Genomic DNA, 26,942 nt, shown 5'->3' on the forward strand with positions numbered 1-26,942 from the left:
CCTTGATTATTGTTCAGTAATTAACAGGGTTAGATTTTGATTGTGAATATTTTGAGTCGCATGAAAACGTATCTGACTAATGACTTTTATCCGGTAATGAAAATCATTGGTACTGGTGTTGTTATCTACAGTGGTCGATGAACCGCTTAAATGTTCAAAGCTGTGGTAACGATTCGTTTCCTGGTCATACTCAACTGTCGTAGTGCCGTTAAATATTCCGCTGGATATCGTGCTCCATCCCCCACTTCCAATCTTCCTTTGTAATTGCCAGCTAAGCTTAGGCTGTGCAGGATTCGTGCTATTACTTGTACTTGAGTAAGAGGCCGAGAGATAGAATGAAACCACCACCGTTTTACTATTACCATTAGTACCAAAAGGGCCAATAGTCAGCGGATAGCTATTGCTCGGGTATGGGGTTTTAACGGTGACAGTGCCACCATTTTTAAAGACGCCTGCCGACAAAGTTCCACCAAAATATGCATCACCATTAGCCGAAAGATATGTAATGGCGTTCGACTTTTTAAGTGCGTTGTAGTTAGGATTTGTCCCCGTGAGCAACTTAGGCCCGTACCACTCAACCAGACCATCAGGTCCAAACGGAGTCGCGCGCATCACTTTCATGAAGCCAGTGCCGACAAGACGAAATTCACCGCCCTGAATGATGGGGGATTCAATCAACTGACTCGCCTTAAAATGGCGTCCCTCGATGGCATCAGCGGCAATAGCATTGGCCGTTAAGCCGCCAAAGGTTGCAAGTTGGGCCGTTAACTGATTAAACAGAGCTGATGTACCTACAAGCTTTGTAATAAGCGCGGTATCAACTGACAGTTCATTGGCCGTTAAGCCTCCAAAGCTGGCCAATTTAGCTTTTAACGTGTTGAATAGACCTGTGTTAGCCAGGAACTGATTTGCCGAAATAATACCGCCGCCAACGTCAGTCACTGAAGGGTTAAACCAGTAATCCTCAGTGTTCACTCCAGCGTTATAGTAATTAAGTGCCCTTAACCTAACTTGCTTAGTACCCGGTTTTAATTTACAAATTGACCACACATTAAGTGAGTCAGGCACAGCGGCAATATCCACTTCACTGCCGACGATATAACCGCGCATCTGATGTGTTGCTCCAGTAGCAATATCACCCGACCAAAAATAAAAGTTAGTCGTGGATGACCCACCACTCCTAGTGCTCGCATTATAGTATTCGACACTGCCATCCGGCCCCCCTGTCGCATGCATACCAAAATAGCGCGTCCCCGTTGCGCCGCCACTTTTACGATAAATGCTAAAGTTCACTTCATAGATTTTGGTGTGGTCAATATCAAAGTAACTTGAGAGACCTTGGTAATTACCGGAAGTAATAACCTGCATAGCCTTCACGGTTTGACCTTTATGCACATGATTAACTAACGGCTTTGTAGACCAACCCGTTGTCTCTCCCGTCGCTGTAAAGTTATTCACAAGATTTCGGGCACGAACATCGAGCTTTTCAGTGGTAATGGCCTTAGCCGCTATGGCATTGGCCGCTAACCCGCCAAATTGGCCAAACTGGGCCTGAATTTGATTAAATAACCCTTGGTCTGCAATCAACTTCTGAATTAATGCGATGTCAACTTGCAACTTATCTGCCGTCACTGCATTGGCTTGCAGATGAATAGTGGCAATCGCTAAGGCAGCAATAGTCTCAGCTGTAAGTCCACCAAAATTCGCCATTTTTGATTTTAACTGGGCAAATTGAGCAGCATAACCAATCAAATATTGAATGGTGATATTGCCCATTAATACCGCATTTAAACGCTCAAGATTAAGGGTTGTGACCGAGGCTGGGGCATAAGAATCATAACTGTTGTTTGAATGGTCATAATACAAGTCTTGATTGTAATAAGGCGTAGCATTTAACGGCTGATCACTGCCAAAATGATACGATGCGCCACCAGGCCCACCGCCACGCAGCATAAAACAAAAGCTTTTATTATTATTGCAGTGGAAGAGATCGGCCAACAACGTTGTATAAGTTGAGGCATTCTGCACAAGGTGTGACTTATATGTAGCGCCTCCCCAGCCGCCAAAATTCCCCTCCCAATGCAACATGAGAGAGCCTTTGTGAGTCGGTATCCACCAATCATCTGGCCCTTGCTCGTAATAACTTCTCCATATCTTAATATTACGGTTCGCGTACTGATCACCACCATGGATGATCACTGGGTAATACCGATTAGAATCACCATAGACGACTAATCGCTGATAATGGGGTAAACCCGATTTGGATAAACTGTTTTTCAGCTGTCCAGACTCAACCAGCGTTAAACGACTATCAAGTGTCGATAACGCATAACTACTGGCACTTGCCTCGGCTAAATTAGCTTTGGATAATGCATAAGTCTCCGCAGCGGCTTGCGCACTGTTCGCCTTATTGCTCGCATCGGTACTGGCAGATAAACGGGCATCGTTGAGGTTAGATAATGGCTGTAAATTTATGTTACGGATACCCGCCGCAACATTTACAAAAGAGGAGTCCATATAAAGTTTAAGGTTTACTGGGGCACTCACCGTTCGCACCACCACGCCATTAATGAAGTATTTAACCTGAGTGCCGTCATAAGCCACAGATAAGGTGTCACCAACCACTGGGGCTACTGCTAACACCATCCCTTTGCTTAGCCCGCCTTCATAGACATAATACAAACTATTCGTGGGATAAAACGCATAATCAAGAGTGTTATAGCTAGCGTTAGAACTGGGATCGGCATTTAAACCAAACATAAAGCGGATCGCCCCCGCATTACCACTGGCGATGGTACAAGAGGCAACGGCACCACCTGTGAATGACTCTTTAGAATAAGCTTGTGAAGACCAATCACCTTGATAGCTCCCCGTTCTTGCCACGCTGCGACCCGTGGCAACCACGGCCCCCGTTGTTACCAGCTCAATATCAACCGAAGCCGCAATAGCAGAACCTTGCGCCGCCGCAGCCTTATTCAAAGCATCTAACGCAGCATTGGCCTCGGCAACACTTTGAGCATTATTAGCCTTGGTGGTGGCATCATTGGCCGCTGTAGATATCGCGCTACTCTTAGCAGCATCAGCCTTAGCCTGTGCCCCCGTAGGCGTTTCACCGCCTAAGCTATCTGCATTGATCCCCTGATTAAGCAGTTTATTAGCATCAAGCAAATCATTAGACAGCGAGTTGTTATTTAACGCATCTTGCAGGGCTAACAAGTCTTTGCTTCCGCCAGGCAACTTGCCAGCCATCAGATTATCAAGCGCAAGCTCTTCACTTGGAGTAAAAATACTCCCAATATCAGCAGCTATACGAGACCAGGCATAATCTTGATAATTTCCACTTGGGGTGGCGACGCTCTTCTCGTTAGCAACCCCCATATAAGCTTTGCCATCAGATAAAGTGCTGTCCGTAGTAAACCCCGCTCCTTCGTTATCATCAGCCCAAGCAAACCAGGTATAAGCACCTAGTCGCGCACCTATCTCGTTTTCAATCAGATTAAGAATGGCGGTTGGATCATCACTGGTTTGCGCCAATACAGGGCCGAACCAGGCACTGTGTCCAAAATTATTAATTGAGCGAGCCCAAATATAATGACTGGTATTAGGACTGCGACTCGGCCAGATAACTTCTTTACCTTTGCCTATTACAGCGGCACCGTTAAGGTCATTGCTTAAGCTTCCCATGACCTCAAACTCTGTGGTATTGGCGATTAAGGTTGAGGTGGTTGGACGTAACAGTAACTCAAGCGGCCCCGCGTTAACCTCAATTCCCACTACCGGCGGGGGCGCGCTGGCTCCTATAGATAACATGGCCGCCACGTTGGAGCGATTGGCAAACATGTTCACCGCCCATACGCTGATGTGATAACTACCAGCATCGAGTTTAGGGATATGATCGCGAGGGATGTCCGGATTGGCCTGATAAACCAGATCGCCTGTGGTGTTTGCCACTTCGAGACGATATCGATAACTCGAATTTTCACCTGGAGCAGACCAGCTAAGCACTCCCTGCCAGTTAGCGTCATCCCCAAGCGCTTGCCACATCAGATTGCGGACTGTGGGAACATTCGAAGGGTTAGGTAAATACGTATTGGCAGCTAAATCTCGCTGGGTATAACTTCCCATAGCAAAATCAAATATTGCTGGGGTTGATTCACGTAAAATAAGGTTAACTGGCTTCCCATAATCAAATACCCAATCAGCCACCATAAAGGTGCCATTGATCCCCAGCTCAGGCAGTTGCAACTGCACAACCGTGCCTACCGAAACCGACAAACCAATCATCTTACAAGGGAACGTGACCTGCATACCTGCACGGTTCATTTCGAGATGAAGTTTAGCCAGACGCTGCGCAGTCCAGTTAGACTGAGTGAACGGCAGATCTATATCATGATCGATATATTCATCATTATCTTGGGCCCGATAATAATCTGACTCATACGGGCTGAAATCTGTAGGCTGATAAAAGTTATCAGGGTCAACAAAGGTGCCTCGCACTGCATTGCATAAACTGGCTCTGGGTGTATACGGGCGAACATCAATCTCACCCGCACAATCATCTTCATTCAGCGTGACGACTGTAGGCCCTTGATACACACCAGCATAAAGATGATATTTCCCGCCGACATAGACCTGCATACCCGCACCAGCAGACAGTAACTTCTCTAATACAGAGGCCGGACTGGTATCTTGATTATAAGTCCCATTACAGCAATAACGGCGTTCAAACTCTTCACTTTGATATTCCACCTGTTGATCACTGTCATTCGCAGCACTCGCATAGCTGACATAGTCAACCTCGCTGGGCAATGCACCCACACCAGATTCAAAACAGGTATAGTCCAGCACACACAAGGCCCAGTTTTCACTCCACTGCCAGGTAGAATCATCATCAAATCGGTGACTACCAGTACCGCCAGCGCTGCTGTCTAAACGCGGATCGTACACTCGCTTCCCTTTCACCAGCGCCTTGATATTCGGCACGCCATTGGGAAACACTTCATTATTGTGCTTAAGACGCACATACAGATAAGTGATCCCATAACCAATGTGTTTATCTGTCCAGGCCAGGCATTGAGCAACCAAGGTACTATCAGCGGTTGTTTGATCGCCTAAATGCGCTTTAACCATCGCATCGTTGCGATACTGTCCTTCCATACCGGTTGCAGGCGTCCAAGCGAGATCATCCCCAAAATAGACCTCTTCGATGGCATCACATTGATGACCAGCCAACGCGATAACGAGGTGTAGATATTCATTATCATTTCCGCTTTCTTCCACAAAAATGAGCGGGCCAGAGACCATTGCACGGCCATAAATACCGCGGCGTGCTTCCGCCGGACTGCGCAACATCTGCTGCTGCGCATAGGCCTCATTGGAAAAGCTAGGTGCTGACACCGAGGGTGTCATTGCATAACTGAAGGCAGCAGCGGCCACCCCAATCGCAATCGCAGCGCCAACGGACACCGCTCCGGCAGCTGCCACACCAACGGCAATACCGATTATGACTGGCGGCATGACACCCTCCAGCCTTTAATGACTTCATCCACCGCTAAATGAGACACACCACTGGGCGTCATGACCCATACGATTGCTCCCCACACAATGCCCAATGTTGGCTCATCGACATGATTCATCACCAAGGCGATATCCCCCCGTGTGAGTTGCAGTGGTGCGAGAGACTGACCCAAACGGTCGTTAGCAATCTCCTCAATAGCGTTAAAACCTGCTCGTTTGAGGGCACGTTTAGCGCCCAGTTCGGTACGGTACTTACCTCTTAAGACCTGTGCTGGATCAACTTCTGTGACAAGGCGCACCCAATCCGCAGCGAACAAGCAACAATCTTGCTTACCCCAAGCAAAAGGTCTGTCACGTTTTCCGGCAATAAAGGCTTCAAATTGCACCATCTTATTTCATCCTCTGTGTTCGACCTGAGCCACGGTTACTGCCCCCGCTTCCCCCAACAACTTTGCCTGGTACGCCCCAGTGGATCTCTTTTTCAGCCATTTGGGAGACAAATTCAAAGAAGTTATCATCACGATATCGAGAGATTTGGTCTGCGTGGGTGTAACGACGATTACGTGAGTTTTTCCAATCGACGCCGCGACTATTTAAATCGAGTTGAATGGTTGATGGGTTAGCAATGCGCACATTCATGACATCCATGCGACCAGCAAACAGCGTATCGACAGCCACAATATTGCTATAGGGATCGAGTGCTGCGAGATACAACGCGCCGTGGCGATTCTGATATTTTTCACCTAGGGCAACGGCAGCCAATTCCTTTGGTATTCCCGATAATGTAAAGCGAAGACGATGAGGCTGAACCTTGCTGCCTTGTTTCACCGCCCCCACTTTCCCCAGCACGCCCGTGCCCTTAAACGTATGCTCCTGCCAAATGGCATCTCCAACACCACTGTGACAACGCAGCCAGCCAGACTCAAAATCCAACTCGGTCATCAAAATAGCACTCATGTCACGACGACGTAGGTATTGCTGCATCTCTGGACTGGCAAATTCAATCATGGTGTTAGCCTCCTCTCTGGTATTACGTTTATAGGGTTCATTGACTCACATCCTCAATAAAAGTGAGTGTTAACCCTGAAAGCACTAAGCGTTTAGATGAGCGTCGACCGCCCTGATTGTCATCTTTTAACATCATGACTGCGCTCGCTTGTTGAGTGATGATGGGTGAGCCATTGACGGGGGAGTAACGCAGTGGTGCTTCGAACGTCAGCAGGCAATTACCTAGACTATCCGCCATGGCATCACGGGTTAATATCACCAGTTGATTCGCTATCTGACAGTAATCACCCAAACGCAAAAAACGCATGGATGGCGTGACACCACTGATATTGAGCTGTCCACCTAACTGGTTAGCACCATTGACCACCGCATTTCCGCCAGCTAAACCGCGGGGTGAAGCAAAAGCATGATCCCACAACTGGATCCGTCCAGATGGCCCCCGTAACTGACTGACTAAGGCATGAAGCTCTGCCCCTTTGTCACGACTCAGGTTGCTAAAAGAGAGCTGAGCTTGCCAGTAAGCGCCAGGCAGGCTCATGGTCTGACGGGTGCCATTAAAGGGATTGCTAAATACCATGGTGCGAGGCACTAAACGCCAGTCACAACTGGTGGGATGAATATCGGTGGGAAAGGCGAGTATCATCATTAGCCCCCAGCCTGCCACACGTCACCGCGTTGATTTAAGTCATCAACCACCGCTGATTTCGTTAGTGCGACCAGCTCAGGTAATACTTGCTCTAAGGTGTCCACATCACGTTGGTTATTTACCACGATGGTGTTGTGCTGCTCAATCGAGACATTACGCCCACCTTTATTCGGGCTTGAACTCGCTGTCATCGCGTTCATCAAGGTTTGCTGTTGGTTGCGGGTATAGACCGTCTCGCCACCATCGAGGAGATAGGTACCTTCGCGGGGGATGGTTCCGCCACCATGAAATTGACCAATGATGGATGGAATAAGTGCCATCGCAGCCATCATGGCCATCATCCCGAAAGAGGGCGCACCGCCCATGGTCGCTATCGATGCAGTAACGGCTGCCGGAGCCATCGACGCCGTGATTGAAGCTCCAGTGGCCGCTGCTGTGGTGGTCGCTGTCGCCGCTGACGTTGTCATGATGCTCTGTTCTATCGCCGCCATTGCCAGTTTCTTAACGCTAATTTCAACCAATCCGGCAACCACACTTTTCAACGCCCCTTTGCCTATGCTCATCATGGCATCACCAAAGTTTTTCGACTCGAACAGTGCATCTGCAGTTGCACTACCAATGCCTGCAGCAAACCTATCGAAGGACTCTGACCACATGGCATCGAACTGAGTGGATACACCGCCATTAATCTCACTCATCGCCATTGCATGGCGCTGCTGCTCAGCTTCAATCAACAGGTTTATCTGATTACGTTTAAGGGCTTCAGATCCTGGCGTGTTCTGCAGTTCATCATTCAATATCCCTAGGTTCTCACTGTAATTTTGATTCTCACTGAAAGTAGGATCTAAATTGCCACGCAGTTGATCAAACTCGCTTGTTTCCTGTGGTGCTGCATACTCTTCCTTCAACGCGGCAAGCAGGGCTCGGCGTTTTTCCAGTGGCACATTAGTTTGTTCAAAGTAGATTTTAAGTAAGCGTTCCTTGTCGGCCACCTCATTGCTTGCTGCCGTCAGTGGATCTAATACCGCCAACAAACTCTTAAGCTGTTTTTCTTGTTCTTTCACTGCATCTGCCGCTTCTTTGGTTCCAACAGCGGCTTTTTTCTTCGCATCTAATGCTTTGGCTTCAAGTAATATTTGGGCATTAATGGCGGGATCGAGTTTTTTCAGCGAGCCATATTCAATCTCATAGCGCACTTTAGCCGCTTCACTCACTTCACCATAAAGCTGCTTTTGCTTGGTTAACCTGTCCAGCAGCTGTTGTTGGGCTTTATCGACCGGTTTTTTGTTCTTTATCGTTGTGGGTTGCTTATCAATGTTAGGTAAACCTTGATCAAACAACGCTTTTTGTGTCGCACTCGCTTCAGTCAACTTGTCGGTTAATTCACTGGCTTTGGTTTTCAAAACATCGAGTTTAACGTGCGATTGCAGCTCACCAGGTGTTCCTCTCAACAACAAAGCATGACCATTGACTCGCTCCATTTCAGCATTGGTTTTAATCAATTCACTGCGCCAGGCTTTCATCTGAGTGGAGAGCTTACTGATTTTGATTTGACGTTCTTGCTGGCTAAGCGCCTTAAATTGACCGTTAAGCTTTGCAACTTCCTCAGCCAAATTTAAGACTGGCTCTTTTGCCTCATCAGCCTGCATAGCAAAATAGGCAATCCCTGCCGCAGCCATCATGACAACGCCCACTGGCCCACCGGCTAAACTCATCGCCCCATTCATGGCGCGAGTGGCAAACGTCGCCCGATTTGTTGCGGCCGTGAGCGCCGCTCTTGCGGCGGTTAACCGCGTATCTGCAACAACAGCTTGGCCGGATGTCAGTACCCCTTTGCGTTGCGCCATCGCTTTTTGCAGCTCTGCTTGAGCCCCACTGATGGCCGCCGCTCTTGCCACGCCATCGGCGCGTGCTTTACTCAATGATGCAGTAGCTCCACTCACGGCAGCTGCACTGGTACGACTCATGGCAATGACTAACGCGCCGCCTAACACATCCATCAGCAGTTCAGCATTGTCCGTCGACCACATTAAGCCTTCAGTAAGAGTGGATAAAACAGGGGTTAAACTTGAATTAATCGGGGTTTCAAAGGCGACAATAAGCTGCTGATAGGCATTTTTCATGTCACGAGACTGGGCGCTGATGTTGCTAGCCGTCGCGGCTGCAGCCCCATCATATTCGCCAAGCGCCTTGATAAGGTTGTTACGTAAGAAATCTGCAGTGACCTTGCCATCAAGCACCATTTGTCTGAAGCCACCTGCAGGTAGGCCAGCTGCTCTGTCCATCTTATTCAGCAGACCAGGCATAGGCTCAACCAATTGATTCAACTCTTCGGCGCGAACGATGGGCGAAGCTAACGCTTGAGACAGGCCATACATGGATTGACCTAACTGATTAGAGCTCGCTCCCAGTGCAGATTGAGCGTTACTCATACCTTCTAGTATTGTGCGAGCTTGAATTTGAGTGAGCAGACCTGAATCTTGCAGATTCAATAACGCCGCGTAGTTATCCGCTAATGGGATTAGCTCTTTGTGGTGCGCTCGGGTGATCTGCATCAGGTATTCTTCATTGGCAGCATAGGCAGCGGTTGTTCCAGATAAGCTCTGCAGGCGGGTACGGATATCTTGAAAGGCCGCTAAATCCTGAGTGATTTTTTGCCCTAGATTGATGGCTGACAATCCAGCAAACGCACCAACGGCATAACTGCCCATGCGTTTGAGTGATTTGCCTGCCGCATCGCCCTGGCGTTGCACCTTCGCTAACCCTTGCGCAGCCTTGTTACCTGCTGGAGCGGTACGGTTCAAGCGGGTATTTAAGTCTGATACGACACGATCTGCACCTTTGACAGTACCAATCAGTTGTTTGCCATCTGCAGTTAAGGTCAACGCTAGCTTTAAATCACCCATGTTTCCCCTGCTTTGTCGTTAAAAATGGTGGTCACCGTATGTGCGATGAGTCTGAGCTTTTGATAATCTTGCTTGTCATACTCTGTGCCGCTCAGCTCACTGTCCGCTTTCACCGCTAAGACATCTAAACCCTCGCAAACCGCAATGCCAGGGCCATAGCTGTAACGCATCAAGTCTTGCACTTGCAGCCACCAGGTGATGGCTGTTTGATGTTCATCCCAAAACTCAATGTGTTGCTCTATCGTGGTTGTGGCTTTTATGCCCAACAGAGACATTTCCTCATCAATTTGACGTTGCTCGGCTTGCGATACTGGAGTACGAACATAGAGTTCCCGCACCCCATCTACGAGTTTTTTCTTGCGGCCTCACCTGAATTAGCCGCCCGATAGGCATGCAATAACGCATCGGTAAAGGGGGCATGTTGATAGAGGGCGGCACGGTTCTTTTTCGTGTCTGCTAACGGTTTTTTATCGCCTCCGGCAATGCCATCAAACCCTGCCAAAATGGCATCGAATAGCCGATGATTGCTCTCGCTGAGATGGGCCATATAGTCATCGACAGGCAGCAGGTTAAAATCGAGACTTATCTCTATCTCCTCCACCTTGCCGTTATCCATCGACAACTTGATGATGGCTGGCCAGTGTTTAACAAGGCGCGTTGGGGTAAATGTGAACATGTCATTCCTTATTTTTAGCGATAACTTTTAAGTGGCACTCAGTGAGCGGTGAGCTACTTATTGATAAGCACATCAACATTGCTCAATGGACGAATAGGAAGCTCATAGGTCAGCGTGCCATCTTGGTCGCCATACTCAGCGCGGCCCAACTGCAACTGCGCGGTTTTCCAGATAACTAGGTTATTGGCAACGCCATGTGACAGCTCAAACGTCAGCACCTGGGTATTGGAGGAAAAGGGGTCAAAAGAGGCCAACGAAGCTGCTTCAAATACCAGTTTCCCGCTTGGGGCATAGTCGGTAATTAACACCTCTTCATGGCCCACATACTCTTGATGAATGACTTCGTTGCCTTGGTCGTACTCGAAACTAATCAGCTTGATAGCACTGCCACCTAAGCTGCACGCAGAATTAGCGGCGCCCACCTTCATCGGGGTTTGCCAGGCACTGAAATCGGTAATAGGAAGTACTGCCGCGCTCACAGGCACAAACAAACCGGTAAAGGTGAACATCAGCTTAGGAAACTCTTTGGCTTTGGCCTCTAATTTAAAGCTCCCTCGTGCCCCGACTAATGCGTGCAGGGTGCCATCCATATAGAAATAGAAGGTGGCAGAGTCTGTCCCATTCTCATCAATGCTTTGCTCAACGCTGTCTGCTTTGACGGTGGTTTTTCTCAAACACGCCCCTAACAGTTTGTCATAGGCCGCAGGCGTCACGGCTGCACCAGAGCCAGCCCAATCGACACCAAACTCTAGTGACACATAAGTTTCAGTCTCAATCTCAGCACTATTACCTAGGTTGCCATCGTCGTATTTTAGCGCCGTATTTTCACCGGCTAACGGCGTGATTTTAACCTCGCGCCCCAATACCGCCACACTGGGCTCAGCGGCGGCAATAGCATCAACGCCATACGTTGCCTCTTTGGCAAAGACCAGGGCTTTTTTAGCAAATTTACGAGCCATGTTATTCTCCTGCGTTAATTCACATCTTCTGTATATTCGGTTATGAATCGGTCAAGCCAGGCCACATAATGACTGCCTATTTTGAGTAAACTGCCACCGGCTAATGCCAAAGGCTCTGCCTCATGATGAGGTTGCCAACCAAACAAGCGTTGACGCACTCGCTCCCGAATAGGCGTTAAACTGGGGTTCTTATCATTAATACTGGCCATCACGACAACCACCCCGAGTTCCAATTGCACTGTCTGCAGATAAGGGCCTGAGCCACGCACATCTGGTGTGGCCCGCTCGGACATCTCAATGACATACAGTTTGGGCAAACGCCTCGGCGTTTTATCATCCAACTCAGAAAGCTTAAGCAGCCCTTCGACCTCCAACCAAAGCTCTCCTTGTGGGGCGAGTTGGGTGATAAGCGGGGTGACTAAATCCAGCATCAGATAAAGCCTGTAGATTGACGGCGATTAAACACCGCACCATCACTCTCAATGGCGGGCAAATCATTACTGACTGGGCTATCACCTTCGGTTGTAATACCTAAGGTTATTCTTCCTGCCGCCACCATTTCCAAAAAGCGCACCGCGTCATCAAAGCGCTTACTCACTTGCTCACTTGCGCCGTTGTCATACAAACCATAACGGGCGATATCACAGCTGAGACGTTCAAGCATTTCAGGCGCGGTCACTAATGGCAGGGTGTAGCGTCCGGCTAGGTAACCATTAATAAGTGCCGTGGCATCGTTAAGGGCCACATCGAGCACGCTGCCAACAATCCCCTCCGCACTGCCATCACGGTCGGTGAGCGAGACAAGTTCATCCTCACCAAATCGAGCAATCATCTGCGCACTGGTGGCGTAGACCATGCAGGCAGGCACTGAGCCAGGCATTATTCTGTATCCTGACTGGCGGCTTGTGTTGATGAGCCATTGCTTTGAAGATGCTCAGCCCACAAACGGTCACGCTCACTGGCAGAGATAGGCTGACTCATCAACCTGCTCAGCACATCACATTGCGGTTTACCATCACCGGTGAAGTGGTCTTTATTGTCATGTTCTAGCGTTAAGACTGCCTCGGCAAAGCTCAGTACCATAAGCCCTTGCTCATTCGCCTTAACGTCTGAGCCCTTTGCTTGTAATGCGTCAGCCTCCACAAACTGGAGCTTAAGCCTTGGGTCGTCATGAAGCAGTGCCAGCTGTGACTCACTAAAGTCATCGACATTGAATGTGTTCTCACCTTTGCAAAAACTGACACCCGCGCGCCGATAACCGTGGTGCGCAAAACAGGTGATAACAGCAAGGCGTTGTTTATCTGCACCCGTAGACATTGATTTGGTCATTTAATGGTTCCTCCGATAGAAAAGTTCGAATTACATGAGCATAGGGCTACTAGCCGGAGCATCCAGCCAAGGCACCACGAGGATTTCAACCGCGTTATACAGTGGGTTTGTTCCGCCACCAGGCAGCTCACGCGTCTGGAATATCTCCTCCGCTGCAGATTCATGGTGTGGGCCAACGACCAGCAACTTAGGCATCACATTCAGTGGACGCCCTTCATCGGATTTAAGGCTCTTCATGGACGTTCGTGCGGCTTTAAAGTTGGCAGGGTTTAAGGTGGCTTTAGAGCCAAACGCTAACTGCCATAAACCAAAGCCAGCATTCACGCGGGCATCGATGCCATAACGATATTCATCACGCATAAATACGCTTTCATCGTCGTCTTTGGTCATCGCCTTAATGTCGTAATTTCTACGACGCTGGAACATCAGCGGTTTGATAGGGCGATTCACATCCAGCAGGAACCAAGGGGCACCGCTACCGGCTTGCATATTACTGACGGACGCAATGCCGTTATCTTCATTGCCCACAGGATGGTCGCTATCAAAGAAGTTCTGCTTGTCATAACACAAGTTGTTAAAACCAGCCCCAAGCAAGGTATACACCAGCTCATCGGGGTGAGTGGCAACGGCGTAGCCCATCTCTTCAAATAGCGGCGTAAACACACCGTAAGTATCGTCATCGATGTCATCACGAGGGATGGCCACACTGGATTCAAACTTTTTGTTTTTAACGCTGTAGTCATGTAAGGCCAAGCTTTTGAGCTGGCGGTCGCCTAACCATTCGCGCATACGAGGGAACTGGCCAAGCCAGGCATAGGTGGTGGTACTGGTGGTTGATGGTACAAGTGTCGCCACCTTACTCCACAACGGCGTGGTGTCTTTTAAACCCTTATTAAAGGATGTTTTAATCGCGGTAAATAGCGCCGCCAAATTGGTTTTATTGATGATCATGTTTTTCGCTCCTAACGGATAAATGGGCTAATGGCTGACGGGCTAAACGATATCGACCCAGACGCCTATGACATCCACATCGATAATCGTACCGAGCATCGAACGTGTGCCACCTCCATCACTTTTTGCGACGGTCTCGTCATCGACCACGAACGCATTGTTGCCAATATCGGCACGGGTGATGGAAGAGTCATTGATAAAACGGTGACAACCATTGGTGCTAGGGATGGACTCATCACCTGCTATACCGCTGCGATTGTCCACGTGTTCTCGTGCGACACCACGGGGCGTTAACCCTGTGGCCGTTTTCCCTGCTACGGCATTGCCAGCAACGTCGAGCATGACAATGGCACCAGCATAAATGAGAACTGCTGCGGCCATGGGGTCATGATGGTCACGATTGGCGCGAGTTGGGGTGGCTCTGTCTTGAGTTAGCATTAGGCTTCTTCCTCCTTCATTGAGGCCTTAAACTCTTCGGTTGAAAGGCCCATGTTTTTACAGACGGCTAATTGCTCAGCACTAAGCTGTGCATTGTTTTCACCTGGCTGTTGTTTACCCTGGGTTTGCGTGGTGGTCAGTGCTGCAATGGCGGGACGGTCTTCGAGCATGGCTTTAAGTGCTGCAACACCTTGCTGTTTGCCAAAGTCAGTCAGGTAGTCAATTTCAGCCTTAAGCACCTTGTCAGCGTTGTCTTTTAATAACTGCTCAACAGAATCTTTATCACTGCCAGCTTTTAGCGCAGCCATCGCGGTAACAGTTGCGTCATAAGTGGCTTTGGGTACGTACTTGCTCAAGTCCACTTCGCCGCCTTTGCTATCAGCACCACTAGCTTTAAGCGCTGCAACAGACTCGTTAGCTGTATTTAGCTCCGCCTCCAAGGTGCCTGTTTTATCGGCTTTTACCTTTAGGGCAGCAATAGTAGTGGTTGCTGTGTCGGTGACTGCTTTCAGGGCCGCTGCGTCACTTAAATCGCCAGGCTTCTCGATACCCAGCAAGCCAAGTAATAGTGTTAATGCCTCATTCATGGGTTTGTTTCCTTGTGTTGATTGAGAGGGAGTATTTGAATTAGCAGAATTGGAGTGAGCACTGGCGTTAAGCGCACCTTGCTTGAGTGCCGCAATCGCCTTCATGCCATCAAGGGCGGGGTCATTGGTTAGCGCAACGTGCAGTAACGCCAATGGGCGACCAGATTGGGCGTCATAGCTAAAAACAGCGGAGGTGTAGCGATACTCTTTATTGGCAATATATTTGGCAGCCGCAGAAGTCCAGTCGACATTGAGCGCAAATAAGCCTTCACCAGGGATATATTCCAAGTCACGAAACCACCCTGCAGCAGGTGCAGGTTTACCATTAGCATCGCTGTTGAGAGTTTGGTGTTCGTAGTCAAAATGAAAGTCGTTGCTGCGTTCAGTAACGTTGGTTTGAATGTTGGTATAGGCCAGCGCATCCATCAGCCACTTACCGCCAGGCACTTCGAAGGGCCGCCCATCTTTGGCCGCAAACTCACCATCAGGCAGCAGCTGCACGCGAGAGCTGTTATTATTGTTGTTAATGCCGAGCTGAGCTGTCTCACCATCAAAAGCGAAGGTGAGTACAGCCACTGCATTTTCATCTGAGCCGCGATGACCGTTACTCAGTGCCGCAATGGTGACGGGCTTAGGATGAGGCTCTTTAACGTGAGAGCTGAGAAGATTTGATGTCATAACTCCACAATGACCTATGTGGAGGAGAAGCTGTATTAACCTGAGTTAGTAAAGTTATTAAGGTTTAAATTCAAGCTAGCTATCTAGATAGTCTCCAAGAGTAGACTGTCTCGGTTTTTGATAAAAACGGGTTAACTTGTCGGATAACAAATTTTAAATGTCTTCTTTGATTGGGTTTATTAGGCTGGTTTTGTATTTGATTATTTGTTGACCCCTATCTGGTCGCATTGATAAGACTTATCGCCCTCCGCTCTACTCAGTAACCCCATTTATAAACCTTTTATAAACGCCGTAAGGAATTCTTAACAACTTTCACGTCTCTTTGTCTCATTTCATTTATAACATCGCTTAAAATGCGTTTGAGGGAGTTAATGAGTTCTTTTCAGATGATGCTCTATTAAATTGATAATCTCTTTACGCTCGAAGGGAGCAATGCCTAGAAACTCTCTAGCGACGATCTCTTGATTAGGCATCATGCTCTGTGGGCTTGTAGTACCACCAAACTGATGCATGGCGGCGTATTCTTCATTGCTCCCCAACTCAAGTTGATTGCGGCCTAATTGGTAATGAAGGCTATCTGCTAAGGTTCCCGATTCCGTTAATATGCGATCGGTGCGCTGCTTACGCTCTAAAGTCGTGCTACTGAGTTCGGCCCAGGGCGAGCCATCAGGGGCTTGCTGATCGATAAAGCGTTGTTGAGTGGACTCAAGCAAGTATTCACCTATCTCACCAAGTACCGGTGTCAGATCACCGCTTTGCTTGAGTAGGTTGTTAAGTGCTTTGGTGATCGCTGTTCGCCCCTTAGCTTCAACCTTGATATGAGTACCAGCCATTAGCTATTAGCCTGCTCATCAGGATGAAAAGCTGATTCGAGTCGCATAGCAATGAAAGTGCGTTCAGGCTCTACAGCCCTAGTAGCAATAGCATCACATTGGGCTTCTATATCATTTGGCCAAGGCTTATGGGCCAAGAGTGTATCTATCTGTTGTAAGTACTTTAGCTCCATCATAACCTCCCTAATTCAAGCATTTTCTCATCAAACCAGTTTACTACATCTGGCCATACTAGCTTCAGTTCATCTCTTCCCAGCATATAAGCTGTAAAGTGCTCTGCAAACCATTCTCTTTCTTTTATCGGATCACCATAATGTGTTAGATAGTCTTTGCTCGCTGGACTCGGTACGCCTAATTTATAATGAACTTGATGGCCCATTTCATGTACCCAAGTAATAAATCGACTTGTGTCATCATGAATGCTGCCGCCTGCTTCAGAAAATGCCCACCATAAAGATTTGTTATTAATGTCGTAAGGCCCCGACATATTATCACCTTGCTTAATGATGTCACGTATACCGTCGAGCATCTTAACCACATTGATATTATTGAAACGATGTAGGCTCGACACTTTAACAACAACATGATCAAAGCTCTGGCTGGTAAAGCCCTCAGGTTTCCGTTTAGAGGTAAATCTGGCTCTTGCCGCTAACGGACTAACACCTAAATAGTGACCCACCTCAGCCGCTATAGTGCGGCTTCTTACACCACCAGCCATTTCACTTGATTTGATAAATACCGTTTTACGATTGGTTTTCTTAATAAAACGAGCAAGTTGCTGAAACTGTGGTGCTGCCGGTGTATCCATCAACTGGGTGAATATGTGGTTTAGTCCATCAATATCGACACCTTTAACCGTGCTAAAAGCTGTCGGTATAAGACGTTCTGGTGCTTGGTAAACCGGAGCCTTTTGTGTAGCGAGTTGTTGTTGCTTAATCTGATTAGTCGAGCGCTTAGGGATATAATCAAAGCCAGGGTCAATACCTTTTGGGATTTGATGTACTTCACCCGTGGTTTTATCTTCCCAACCACGCATACCATCATTAGGGCGAGACGTAACAGATAACCCTCTTCGCTCAAACTCTGATTGACCTATTCCATAGATACGACACTTACAGCCCCAACCATTCGAAGCAAAATGAGTTTGCCACCATGGATCACTTTTTGGCAGAAGAGTGTCATGCCACTTAAGATGCAGCTCACGAGGGTAGCGGCTATCACCATGAGCATAGCGCCAATACTCGAACTGCTGCAGCTGTTCATATCGTCCGGCATTATAGCTTTGACGCATATTGGTATCGAAGATAACCTTCGCACGCCAGCTAGCCTTGCCAGTGTGTGCCCAGCCATGCTTGGCGACGATAGTATTAAACTCTTTTTTAAACCAAGTAAGCGACTTGCCATCAGCTATGGCAGCATCAACCGCACGCCTAAAGTCATTAAGCAGATCATCCTTCATCGCCCCTGCAACGCTAAAGCCCGAGTTATGACCATGACGCCACAGGTCACTCCAAGACTCTGTAGGCACGTTAAGCTTATTGCGAAAGAAGCTTATCTGTTCATTAAAGGGCAAAGAGCCATAGCGGGCATTTGAAGGCATTAGTTGCTCTCATTTACATCATGTTGGCCTGCTAAATCGGCGGTAACTAATGCCAACTGCAGTACTTCACTGGCTTCATCGATACTCAGGTTTAACTCGCTCAAACTCTGTTGAAGATCTTCCAAAGAATTTGCACCTTCAACGAGTTGACGCACCTCATCGGTGAAACCTTCGAGAATAGGCGACATGTCGGCCTGTAGCGTTGCCGACATCAAATCAACGGTATCGACTTCTTGTTGAGATTTAAGCGCCACTATCCGCTTAATGGCCATCTTTTTGAGTTTGGCTTGCTGCGCATCAAGTACTAATTCTGTGTCAACGGGCTTGGCCGTAACCTGTTTAGCCAGTACAGTCTCATTATCCTGAGCTACGGGGATCTGTAATTTGTCCTGGGCCCACTGCTGAGGAATCGCAAAACCGATATCCACCAACTTAGGCAGAGACTCTGCGTACCCTTTGAGGTCTTCGGCTTCAACCACATTAAACACTAAGCGAGGACTACGATTAGGCGTGCGATAGCTCTTACCATTGAGCATGTACATCGGCAGCACTAAGTCACAGGTTAAGGTGTTACCTATCTGCTTAAGATCTGAATCTCGCAGCTCCTGGCGTACTTCGTTATGCACATTGCCTAATGCATTGGTTGAGCTTTTACCGTCGGCTTGGCTGGTTAATGTACCGCCCAAAATGGCCTTAGAGATGGTTTTTTCCATTAAAGAGATCATGTATTCAAATGGGTCTTTATTGCCCTTAGCTGCCTCTTTAAAATCAATTTCCATTCCCTTGGGGATGATCCCCCCTGCATTGTGGCCAATGCTCATTACCGCTCGCAGCAGCGTCGCTTTCTCGCTTTTATCCGCACCTGTCGGGTATTTACCCAGGCGTAACGGTAAGCCGTAGATCTCCAGAAACTCGGCTAAATCACGTACGCCATAGTTTTTAAACAAAAATGGCCAAGCAAGTACCCGCCCTAAACCATTACGCCCTAAATAACCTGACTTAGTTTTATGCACATGACTTATCCAGCCAAAGCGCTGCAAAGCTGCGCCATTGAGCGTGTTATCACGTAGACGCAATTCGTTACGGTCGACAGCCTCGATATCATTCGCATTAGTTTGACCCGTCATAAACCAGCTGGGGTCTTTAAAGTTAAAGGCTGTGGGTAGCCAAAGCTTACTTTGTTGCTGCCACACTATTTCACTATTTGAAAAGCCTTTTAAGATAGCGTCACTCATATCAAAAATGAGATCGTCTAAGATCTGCATGTCTTCAAGCTGCTCAGCTAACATTTCAGCATCTTTAGTCTCGGCGGCACTGGCATTACGAGGTGGCATTATCTGCCATTCAACGTCCAATAATGCGCGGCGACGCTTTTGTAGCTCAGAGAAAATATGGCCGTCTTTCTCCTCCATATCTTCTGCCAGCTCACACTGTGCTATCAGATCGCCTTGTTCGGCCTGAACCAATATTCGAGCAAGTTTAGCCGGTGTTAACCCTCTGCTCGGGTGCTGGGCATAATGACTATGCAAGTGACCCAACTTGGCATTATCTGTTTGTGGCTTGGCTAACGCCTTTGAGCTGTTTTGTTTTATCGTGAAGCGAGTGCCATTCTTATCCGTATGAGTATCGCTTTTAAGCGTGTTATCTGAGGTGTTATCTGTATGAGTCGCCATGGTTAATAAGTTCCTCGATCAAAGCTGTAATCGTCATCAGTGTCATCGTCTTCATCAGCACTGCCTTTGCCTGGAATAGCGGTAAACTCAATGACGCCGCCATCCATCCAACTGGCACGTACAGCCATCGCTAACCCCACCGCAAAGTCACCGTGGCGCTGTTGGCCTGTGGTCGCGCTCTTATCAGAGCCTTTATCAATCTTGGGCGTACCATTGGTGACTTTGATTTTTGCCATGTCATCGAGGATGTCTTGATGGCGAGGAATACTGAGATTGAGATCTTCAAACTCAGCCTTAAGCTTGGGCATCCACTCGCGGTACCAGGCTTCACTTATCATCACTTGCTCGACCATCTCGGTGCCATAACGGAACATCGCCGCTTCAGCTAAGTAGCCACCATTACCCGTTGCATCGAAAGACATCCCCTGCAGGCGTGGCAAGTTGTCACAGATATAAAACAAAATCTCTCTTTGAGCGTCATAAGTGAGCTTTGCCAGCTCCACCACGAATGGGGTGCGCTTACTCAAATCAGGCTTGATTGTTAACGGTACAAATACAGACAAGTCACCACGGCGGGCAAAATCCTCACCAAAGGAATGATTCCAAAGCGGGTTTAGCTTATCCAGGTGGGGCTTAATCTGTTCACACCACTCTTTAACCTGAATATGTCGATGAGCCTCCGACCAGGTCTCAAAGTCTTTAGGCGCATTTAAGGTGATAATCGGAATAGAGTTATCTTTGACCATCGCCTCTTCGATAAGCACTCGTTTGATGTAGGTACCACCACCTTGCTTAGGCACGCAGCCATACTCCTCAAGCGCATCTTCTTCACAAGCCGTGGCTCTAAGCAGTCCGGCTTTCCATTCATCCTCTAGCGTCTGATCCCATTCAAGCTTACGGATTTGGCAGATACGCTGATATAAACCCTCAGCACAGGCATCGTCGAGAGTAATGCGGTGGACGCTGTAATCTTTTTTACCCGCTCTGGAATCATTAATCAGCTCATTAAACTGGTTATCGGTGCCGTTATGCGTACTGATAAGGCGCACCTTCGCGCCCCACATCGTCAAGGCCAATGCAGCCTTGAGCACTTCACCTAAACGGTCGTGAAATGCAGCTTCATCGATGGTGACGTTACCCTGCATACCACGTAGATTGCTGGGGTTAGAACTGAGCGCTTGGATTTTAAAACCGGAATCGAAGTAGATAGCAAAAGTGAGAATGTCTTTATCTTCGTTTTCATCACGAAATATTTCTTCCTTGATTTCTCCTGCAGCCTTGTTGAATGCTTTGGCCCACATGGCTGCAGCATCGATAAATTCGCGCGCCATCTCCTTATTCGAGCCCACATAAAAATGATTGGTGCCACCTGCACTGCGAGCAGCTGCTGCGGTTAACACACCATCAGCAGCTTCCGCCCAAGTTAGTCCAGTACGACGGGATTTTTCAGCAATCTTCAGTTGTGACTCATCGGCTATCCAACGCTTCTGGTAAGCCAGTAACACTTCAGTTGAATCAAACTGTGCCATTTCGGCTTGGATAGCCTGGGCAACTTGTGACACTTTGGGGTGAGTTTCAATCTGCGCGGATCTCACTAAGCTATTCCCAAGATTTCTTTCTTGAGTAGGCTAATGGCATCCTTAGTTAATCCAGCTGATTTGGCAACCTTTTCGGCAGTGTTCGCCGCTTCTTCGGCAAAGGCCTTACGGATTTCTTTTTCACGCTTATGGCTGGCCATAGCAGCAGATTCGAGACGCTGCACCGCGAGCATGGCATCTTTTATCATGCCGACATCTGCCGTTTCACCGTCTTCGTTTAATAGGGCTTTAAATAGCTGTGAACGGGCCATTTCTAAAATGAGTTTGGTTACTTCCCCCGTAGGTTTATCGCCAAGTTCGGCTGTCCATACTTTGGTGATTTCACGCATTTCACGCAGACTTTTACCCACGTTTTCCATCTTGCTGGCATAACGGTTTAACCCGGTGCGTGAGAGCTGTTGCTCTTCGGGCAGACCTGCAGCTTCTATCAGTGCATTAACTTCGTTAAGCAACTCCATTTGAGTGATAGACCCATCACGTAAACCACTGTCGAGGGTTTTGCGAATAGCATCGGGCAACAAATCGACTTTAGAGCGACGGCCACGAGTTGGAGAGTCAGTCATTAGCTTTGTTCTCAACATCTAAGCGCTCAAACTCTGAAAGCCAATACTTTCGGACTTCCTTTATCTGCTTTTGTAGTTCTGATTGAGCTGCATAGACCTTAGGTACGGCATTAAGGAGTGTTATTTCTAACTCAGGTAAATGAGGGGCCAGAGCGACGCTCTTAGCTAATACATTTTTTTTCAAATCTTCAATAACAAACAAATCAGCAATTAAACGTATGCCATCACGTTCGCCTTTATTTAGCTTTGCTCTAGCCATTACGACTCTCCTGCTCGTGGGCGCTTTATGCCAGGCACAACTGCACGGCCAACAGAAACATCCTCGCCCCTAGCAGTCAGTACAGCCTTTTGAGTTCCGCCGACTTTAGCTAGGTTAAGCATGCCTTGTTCGGCCAACCAGGCCAGCTGAGTTAGCAAGCCGTCTCGGCTAATATCGAGGCCATAGGCATTGAGTCCATCTTGTAAGATGGACTCATTTAAATCGAAGCCAGGAACCTCACCCAGTAGACGTAAAATAACCAGTCGTTGATGTTCTGACATGATCTCTTTTAGTGCCATTAGTCGTTCCTTAATTCGTTTTCCAGTAGAAGATCCGTTTTACGCTCAAGGCGACTAATGCCTTCTTGGGTGGCATTAATGGTTTCACTGAGACCGCTTAAGGTTTTATCCAAGCGGTGTACCTCTTCTTTCGTCGGCAAATGCCCAATATTGGCTTTTACCTGAGTGATTTGCAGATCCATGTGCGTGAACTTAACGGTTAGCGATTCATGATCTTTTCGAAGCGTAAAACGTTGGTTAAACCAAGCTAATAGGCCAACAACACCTAAGTAGGCTAAGGCTGATAACCATTTAAAATTGTTATTGATAAACTCAAGAAATTCGTTCATTTCATGCCATTTGTTAGCAACTGATTTTTCTCTTGACTAGATTTGGATGAGCCAAACCAAAAATTAAGGATTTGTGGGATCGCAGCGGTCAATACGCCAATCACAGTCCCTAACATGCCAAAAAGTAACGGATTAATTTCAATGCCTTCTTGCCAATTAACAGCGTAATAGGCCAGTAGCCCAGTAATGGTGAAGTAGCCAAGTACAAATAGGGCTGATAGCAGGACTTGTGGCCAGCTGTTTTGCTTGAACAATTCACGGGCATTGGCCCTATCTTGGTACTCCAAATCTTGCTCTTTAATGTTGAGTTCTTTGAGCTGTACTTTGAGACCAGCATCTATATTACGCAGAGCAATGAGCTGTTCTGGAGTCGCGTTCTTGATCTGTTTAGCCAACGCCTCCGGCTCCGTTTCATCGCTACCCAGTGCCAGCTGAATGGCTGATATTCCTAACGCTGCAAATGGGCCGCCGATGATCTTGCCTGCCAGTGGCGCAATGGCCGATATGGTTTTACCTAAATCAAAGTCGTCAAACCAGCTCATGATTAGCTCCTTAACATTTGGTGAATTTCACAGAGTGATTGCTTAGCAATACCAGGCACTGAGGGAGAGTGTTTTGCTCGTTGTTTTAGCCGCTCAGCCTGAATATCGACTAAATTCACGCTGTTCCAGCCCTGAATAAATTGGCTCTGCCAAGTAGCATCATGGCTATACAGAGGGCATGGCAAAGCCCTGACACAGTCATCCGCGCGTTCAGTTTCTGCTTTTAAACGCTGCTCGCGTCCTGATTGAAAGCGTTCACGTTGACGGCGGTTCATGCAGACGCTCGTATTGAAGACCTTGATTGCCATCCTTGCCAACCATAACGGTTAGCAGCTTGATAGGTAGCGAACTGGAGCTTAGTGAGTCGGTGCATCCAACCTAAAAGAAATGTTGCCTGGCTGGGGTCATTCATCACTATTCGGGCATATTTACGCCCACGTCGAGCCAGATAAAGAGTTAATAAGTCATTGTGATTTTGTCGGTCGATTGCCGCTAAGGTGTTGGGGCCAATGATGCCATCAGGTTTGGCTTTAATGGCACGTTGAATCATCTCAATAGCCATGCGTGGCCCGTGATTTACCGCAGCATCAAACACTGCGATGGCCAGTACATTCGGTAACTCATCACAGCGACACACACGCCAATAATCACGGTGATAGATACGTTTAGCTTTTTCTAAGGTAAGTGTATTGAAATCAAGGTTAGGATAAGCGCGGCGACTGAGGCCATATAACGTCTCACCACCTCGATCGGCAACATGATTAGAGTAACCCCCTTCAGCGGAAAGTATCCAATGAAAGCCAAGTTGGTAGGTCTGGCTAAGAAGCGCGAGTGTTGATACTGATTGGTTCGATGATAGCGCTTGATGATTTGATTTTTTCATACTGCCAGAGTGACAGTATGAGCTGAAAAGCTGTATTAACCTGAGTTAGTAAAACTTATAATCCTAACCATTGAAAAACTATAGTACTTTGGAAAGCCGCCATCGCTAGCGCAACATGTATAAGACCAACAAAAAGAACAGTATGATCAAAGTGAGCTTGAGGTGACTTCATGTTCTCTCTAATTAATTGGGTTATTTCAGTTTCAGGTACATGGCTTCTTAATTTAATTGACCAAGCATTTAGAAGTTTCTTACTTTGAGACAGTGCTGCCGCAGCGTGGAGGTATCTAGCGATGAAGCTCAGTATTAAATAAATACTAATGGTTGTAAAAAAAACTTCTGCCCCATGGCTTTGAAGTAAATCTCCCAATATTGCGCCTTTCGCAAATGAACCAACAGTAAAAATAAATGCTATAGATAACAAATCCTTGACTAACCCAGAACTCAAATCGGTAGATTTTTCGGCATACTTTGATGAAAACTGTTCGATATCTTCGTAAACTTCCTTTAACTCTTTTCTATACTCATTATTTCTTTCTGCTATGACAAATGAATACTTAGATTTAGCTTGTTCTAAGGCTGTATTCACATGCTCGATACCGTACTTAAGCAAGCTTCCACCAGCAGGAATATCGAGTGATAACCTATCTGATAGTAATTGCAATCGAGTTTCCGATTCATTGCCGTTATAGCACCACATAACAGCTTCTTTTAATTTTATAAGTTGATTTGTTGAAATATCATTAACCATAGAACGAAGTGAAACATTTAGGTGTTTGACACCATGCAATACTATTTTATCTTCAGAAAAAAAGTGCTGAGCTATACATGCAAAGAGAACTTTTGCATAAGCTAACCTAAAAGGCTTTGCGTATTCCCCCCCCCAGAACCCCCAGCTTAAATCGAAACTAGACGGACATATTCGAACACTATCATCAGCAATAATGTAAATACTTTTCTTTAATTTAGTTTCACTAGGGAAAGCACTATCAGTCAAACCAAACTCTTCTGGTAAATCTTCTCCAGCAGCAATTATTGCTAAGTTTCGCCCTCCAAATTCTTGCTCTTTTTTTAGTCCATAAACATGAATAATGACAGGTTTATTTTGGTTAATAGACCCAGTAGTAAATGGAGCCTTTAACCCTAAAGATGTTCTTGTATGATTTACAAAAGATAGAACTGAACAAAATAAAATTCTATGTTGATGGGAGTCTTGAACATTAAATAATTTAGCAATGAACCCCTCTTTATCGAAAGTAAGAGTCCAATCTGCCGTATCGCTTTGATTTTGAGTAGAGGAAAAGCTTTTAAGGAATTCATCTACATCCAAATGTTCAGTATCGACTTCTAAATTCAGACATTCTGTAAATTCATGAGATTTGGCTAATGTACATAATTCAAACAGAGTTGAGCGAACAACTTCATTCCAGTTACCAGCTAAAGCGTAGGCAGCCAGAGTTTCATTATTGGTGCCGGTAGCTTGTTTGATCAATAGCTCAATGCTATTGCATACACTATTTATCAATGACATTATAACTTTGTGAAATCACTTTATGTTCAATAGTCCCATCTGCTAATGTTGTAATAGTCACACCAGCATCTTCTGGTTTACCAGGCCACTCAATAATAACTTGCTTGTTGGTTTTAATTTTAGTCACTTCATCCTTTGCCACAATAGAATTTTTTCTCGCAACAAACTGCACACCATTAAACTGATGCTTATCCATAAAGGTATCGAAACTAGCGATGTTATCAACTTGCTTATGTGCATCAGGATCTAAACATACAAGATCTCGAATGTCATCCATACTTATCGAGCTGCCATCATTGGCTTTAATATAGTCAACAGCTTTGGCTTTTTTTAGATACGCTACAGGATCTCCATTGGCTTTAGCCCATTGATAAACCTTGGTTGGGACCATTCGACTGTAGCTAGAATCAACTCTCTGAAGTTGAACACCAAGAAAGTCTTTAAAATATTTGGTAATTGCTATTTCAGTATCAAGTGTACTTGCCGTTTTTCCTCGCTCAACAGCTAATACATCCCAATCAAAAGTGCTACTGACATCGATCAAAGCTCTTTTTTGAATAGCTTTCTTATCTTCAGATAGAGTATCTGCAATTTCAGTAAAGCTAACATGGCCTTTGTTATTAGGATCTCGCTTTTGAGCAAGTACTTTGGTGTAATCCACTTTTAGAAGAGCTATAAAATATTTCTTTACATTACCAACAATCATACTTGCATATGCAACAATTACGATACCATCTGACATGGGCCCTTGATGAATTTTCTTGAAGTCAGAAACAATCAATTTTGAAATACCTACAAATTTGTTATCCGGATCTGCAATGATTTCCTGACAATGCTTTACCAGCGTATTGTTTGCTTTATCAGAGAATTGATAGCGAGTTCCTTTAGCGGTTTCAAGTAACATGTCTTTAAAGAAATGTTCTTGTGTTCCAGTAAGTTGAACTGATTCTAGGTAATCGGGTTTTGGGGATTGGGTTTCAATAATATGATAAATGAAATGGTGAATTTCAAGAGAATCTCTCACACCTTGATTTAAAATACTTTCTCTTTCGCTCATCTTATATTCCTTCATTGATGATAACAGCAAAGAAGTGTTTGTTTGGCTTCCTTGCCTCATCTGATTGTGTGGTGTTTCTT

28 protein-coding genes are annotated in these 26,942 nt (G+C 46.7%); all 28 read right to left on the minus strand.

Features of this window, described 5'->3' with window-relative positions; genetic code table 11:
• Positions 1 to 6: 6 nt before the first annotated feature.
• Positions 7 to 5,517, minus strand: coding sequence for a phage tail protein (locus tag HWQ47_RS22600; RefSeq protein WP_269968246.1), 5,511 nt, complete (start codon positions 5,515 to 5,517; stop codon positions 7 to 9).
• Positions 5,502 to 5,906, minus strand: a complete 405-nt coding sequence (locus tag HWQ47_RS22605) for a DUF6950 family protein (RefSeq protein ID WP_269968247.1) — start codon at positions 5,904 to 5,906, stop codon at positions 5,502 to 5,504. The genes HWQ47_RS22600 and HWQ47_RS22605 overlap by 16 nt, the downstream gene beginning before the upstream one ends.
• A gap of 1 nt (position 5,907) precedes the next feature.
• Positions 5,908 to 6,525 carry a hypothetical protein gene (locus HWQ47_RS22610; RefSeq protein ID WP_269968248.1) on the minus strand — a complete coding sequence of 206 codons (618 nt, stop codon included), beginning with the start codon at positions 6,523 to 6,525 and terminating at the stop codon, positions 5,908 to 5,910.
• Positions 6,526 to 6,562: 37 nt separating this feature from the next.
• Complete coding sequence (locus HWQ47_RS22615) at positions 6,563 to 7,171, minus strand: hypothetical protein (protein ID WP_269968249.1); 609 nt, start codon at positions 7,169 to 7,171, stop codon at positions 6,563 to 6,565.
• Entirely contained in the window at positions 7,171 to 10,077 is a 2,907-nt protein-coding gene (locus tag HWQ47_RS22620) for a tape measure protein (RefSeq protein WP_269968250.1), read from the minus strand. The genes HWQ47_RS22615 and HWQ47_RS22620 overlap by 1 nt, the downstream gene beginning before the upstream one ends.
• On the minus strand, positions 10,065 to 10,415 hold the full coding sequence (locus HWQ47_RS22625; RefSeq protein ID WP_269968251.1) for a hypothetical protein: 351 nt from the start codon (positions 10,413 to 10,415) through the stop codon (positions 10,065 to 10,067). The genes HWQ47_RS22620 and HWQ47_RS22625 overlap by 13 nt, the downstream gene beginning before the upstream one ends.
• Before the next feature lie 5 nt (positions 10,416 to 10,420).
• Positions 10,421 to 10,753, minus strand: coding sequence for a hypothetical protein (locus HWQ47_RS22630; RefSeq protein WP_269968252.1), 333 nt, complete (start codon positions 10,751 to 10,753; stop codon positions 10,421 to 10,423).
• Positions 10,754 to 10,806: 53 nt separating this feature from the next.
• Complete coding sequence (locus HWQ47_RS22635) at positions 10,807 to 11,712, minus strand: phage tail tube protein (RefSeq protein WP_269968253.1); 906 nt, start codon at positions 11,710 to 11,712, stop codon at positions 10,807 to 10,809.
• A gap of 14 nt (positions 11,713 to 11,726) precedes the next feature.
• Positions 11,727 to 12,143, minus strand: a complete 417-nt coding sequence (locus HWQ47_RS22640) for a phage tail terminator protein (protein ID WP_269968254.1) — start codon at positions 12,141 to 12,143, stop codon at positions 11,727 to 11,729.
• Positions 12,143 to 12,592 (minus strand): gp436 family protein, encoded by a 450-nt coding sequence (locus HWQ47_RS22645; RefSeq protein ID WP_269968255.1) that lies wholly within the window; start codon positions 12,590 to 12,592, stop codon positions 12,143 to 12,145. The genes HWQ47_RS22640 and HWQ47_RS22645 overlap by 1 nt, the downstream gene beginning before the upstream one ends.
• The gene (locus HWQ47_RS22650) at positions 12,592 to 13,041 is read right to left on the minus strand and encodes an HI1506-related protein (RefSeq protein ID WP_269968256.1); all 450 of its coding nucleotides are present in this window, start codon (positions 13,039 to 13,041) and stop codon (positions 12,592 to 12,594) included. The genes HWQ47_RS22645 and HWQ47_RS22650 overlap by 1 nt, the downstream gene beginning before the upstream one ends.
• Positions 13,042 to 13,071: 30 nt before the next feature.
• Positions 13,072 to 13,992 (minus strand): Mu-like prophage major head subunit gpT family protein, encoded by a 921-nt coding sequence (locus tag HWQ47_RS22655; RefSeq protein WP_269968257.1) that lies wholly within the window; start codon positions 13,990 to 13,992, stop codon positions 13,072 to 13,074.
• Between the two features lie 42 nt (positions 13,993 to 14,034).
• Positions 14,035 to 14,430 (minus strand): hypothetical protein, encoded by a 396-nt coding sequence (locus HWQ47_RS22660; RefSeq protein ID WP_269968258.1) that lies wholly within the window; start codon positions 14,428 to 14,430, stop codon positions 14,035 to 14,037.
• Positions 14,430 to 15,695, minus strand: coding sequence for a phage protease (locus HWQ47_RS22665; protein ID WP_269968259.1), 1,266 nt, complete (start codon positions 15,693 to 15,695; stop codon positions 14,430 to 14,432). The genes HWQ47_RS22660 and HWQ47_RS22665 overlap by 1 nt, the downstream gene beginning before the upstream one ends.
• Positions 15,696 to 16,063: 368 nt before the next feature.
• Entirely contained in the window at positions 16,064 to 16,528 is a 465-nt protein-coding gene (locus HWQ47_RS22670; protein WP_269968260.1) for a phage virion morphogenesis protein, read from the minus strand.
• Positions 16,528 to 16,704: a hypothetical protein gene (locus tag HWQ47_RS22675; protein ID WP_269968261.1), complete on the minus strand. Its 177-nt coding sequence runs from the start codon at positions 16,702 to 16,704 to the stop codon at positions 16,528 to 16,530. Before HWQ47_RS22675 ends, HWQ47_RS22670 begins: the two co-directional genes overlap by 1 nt.
• The gene (locus tag HWQ47_RS22680; RefSeq protein ID WP_269968262.1) at positions 16,701 to 18,128 is read right to left on the minus strand and encodes a phage minor head protein; all 1,428 of its coding nucleotides are present in this window, start codon (positions 18,126 to 18,128) and stop codon (positions 16,701 to 16,703) included. The genes HWQ47_RS22675 and HWQ47_RS22680 overlap by 4 nt, the downstream gene beginning before the upstream one ends.
• Positions 18,128 to 19,801: a DUF935 domain-containing protein gene (locus HWQ47_RS22685; protein ID WP_269968263.1), complete on the minus strand. Its 1,674-nt coding sequence runs from the start codon at positions 19,799 to 19,801 to the stop codon at positions 18,128 to 18,130. Before HWQ47_RS22685 ends, HWQ47_RS22680 begins: the two co-directional genes overlap by 1 nt.
• Positions 19,802 to 19,803: 2 nt before the next feature.
• Positions 19,804 to 21,330, minus strand: a complete 1,527-nt coding sequence (locus HWQ47_RS22690) for a terminase large subunit domain-containing protein (RefSeq protein ID WP_269971834.1) — start codon at positions 21,328 to 21,330, stop codon at positions 19,804 to 19,806.
• A 65-nt stretch (positions 21,331 to 21,395) separates the two neighbouring features.
• Positions 21,396 to 21,962, minus strand: coding sequence for a DUF3486 family protein (locus HWQ47_RS22695; RefSeq protein ID WP_269968264.1), 567 nt, complete (start codon positions 21,960 to 21,962; stop codon positions 21,396 to 21,398).
• A complete protein-coding gene (locus HWQ47_RS22700) occupies positions 21,955 to 22,221 on the minus strand; it encodes a hypothetical protein (protein ID WP_269968265.1) in 267 nt (88 codons plus the stop codon). The genes HWQ47_RS22695 and HWQ47_RS22700 overlap by 8 nt, the downstream gene beginning before the upstream one ends.
• Entirely contained in the window at positions 22,221 to 22,520 is a 300-nt protein-coding gene (locus HWQ47_RS22705; protein WP_269968266.1) for a VpaChn25_0724 family phage protein, read from the minus strand. Before HWQ47_RS22705 ends, HWQ47_RS22700 begins: the two co-directional genes overlap by 1 nt.
• The gene (locus tag HWQ47_RS22710) at positions 22,520 to 22,849 is read right to left on the minus strand and encodes a DUF2730 family protein (RefSeq protein WP_269968267.1); all 330 of its coding nucleotides are present in this window, start codon (positions 22,847 to 22,849) and stop codon (positions 22,520 to 22,522) included. Before HWQ47_RS22710 ends, HWQ47_RS22705 begins: the two co-directional genes overlap by 1 nt.
• Positions 22,846 to 23,391: a hypothetical protein gene (locus HWQ47_RS22715; protein WP_269968268.1), complete on the minus strand. Its 546-nt coding sequence runs from the start codon at positions 23,389 to 23,391 to the stop codon at positions 22,846 to 22,848. Before HWQ47_RS22715 ends, HWQ47_RS22710 begins: the two co-directional genes overlap by 4 nt.
• A gap of 2 nt (positions 23,392 to 23,393) precedes the next feature.
• Positions 23,394 to 23,666, minus strand: coding sequence for a hypothetical protein (locus HWQ47_RS22720; protein ID WP_269968269.1), 273 nt, complete (start codon positions 23,664 to 23,666; stop codon positions 23,394 to 23,396).
• Positions 23,663 to 24,274, minus strand: coding sequence for a glycoside hydrolase family 108 protein (locus tag HWQ47_RS22725; RefSeq protein ID WP_269968270.1), 612 nt, complete (start codon positions 24,272 to 24,274; stop codon positions 23,663 to 23,665). The genes HWQ47_RS22720 and HWQ47_RS22725 overlap by 4 nt, the downstream gene beginning before the upstream one ends.
• Before the next feature lie 55 nt (positions 24,275 to 24,329).
• Complete coding sequence (locus HWQ47_RS22730) at positions 24,330 to 25,766, minus strand: hypothetical protein (protein ID WP_269968271.1); 1,437 nt, start codon at positions 25,764 to 25,766, stop codon at positions 24,330 to 24,332.
• A gap of 22 nt (positions 25,767 to 25,788) precedes the next feature.
• Positions 25,789 to 26,862: a nucleoid-associated protein gene (locus tag HWQ47_RS22735; protein WP_269968272.1), complete on the minus strand. Its 1,074-nt coding sequence runs from the start codon at positions 26,860 to 26,862 to the stop codon at positions 25,789 to 25,791.
• Between the last annotated feature and the right edge of the window lie 80 nt (positions 26,863 to 26,942).

It is taken from the genome of Shewanella sp. MTB7, assembly GCF_027571385.1.
In the GTDB taxonomy this organism is placed as follows: Bacteria; Pseudomonadota; Gammaproteobacteria; order Enterobacterales; family Shewanellaceae; genus Shewanella.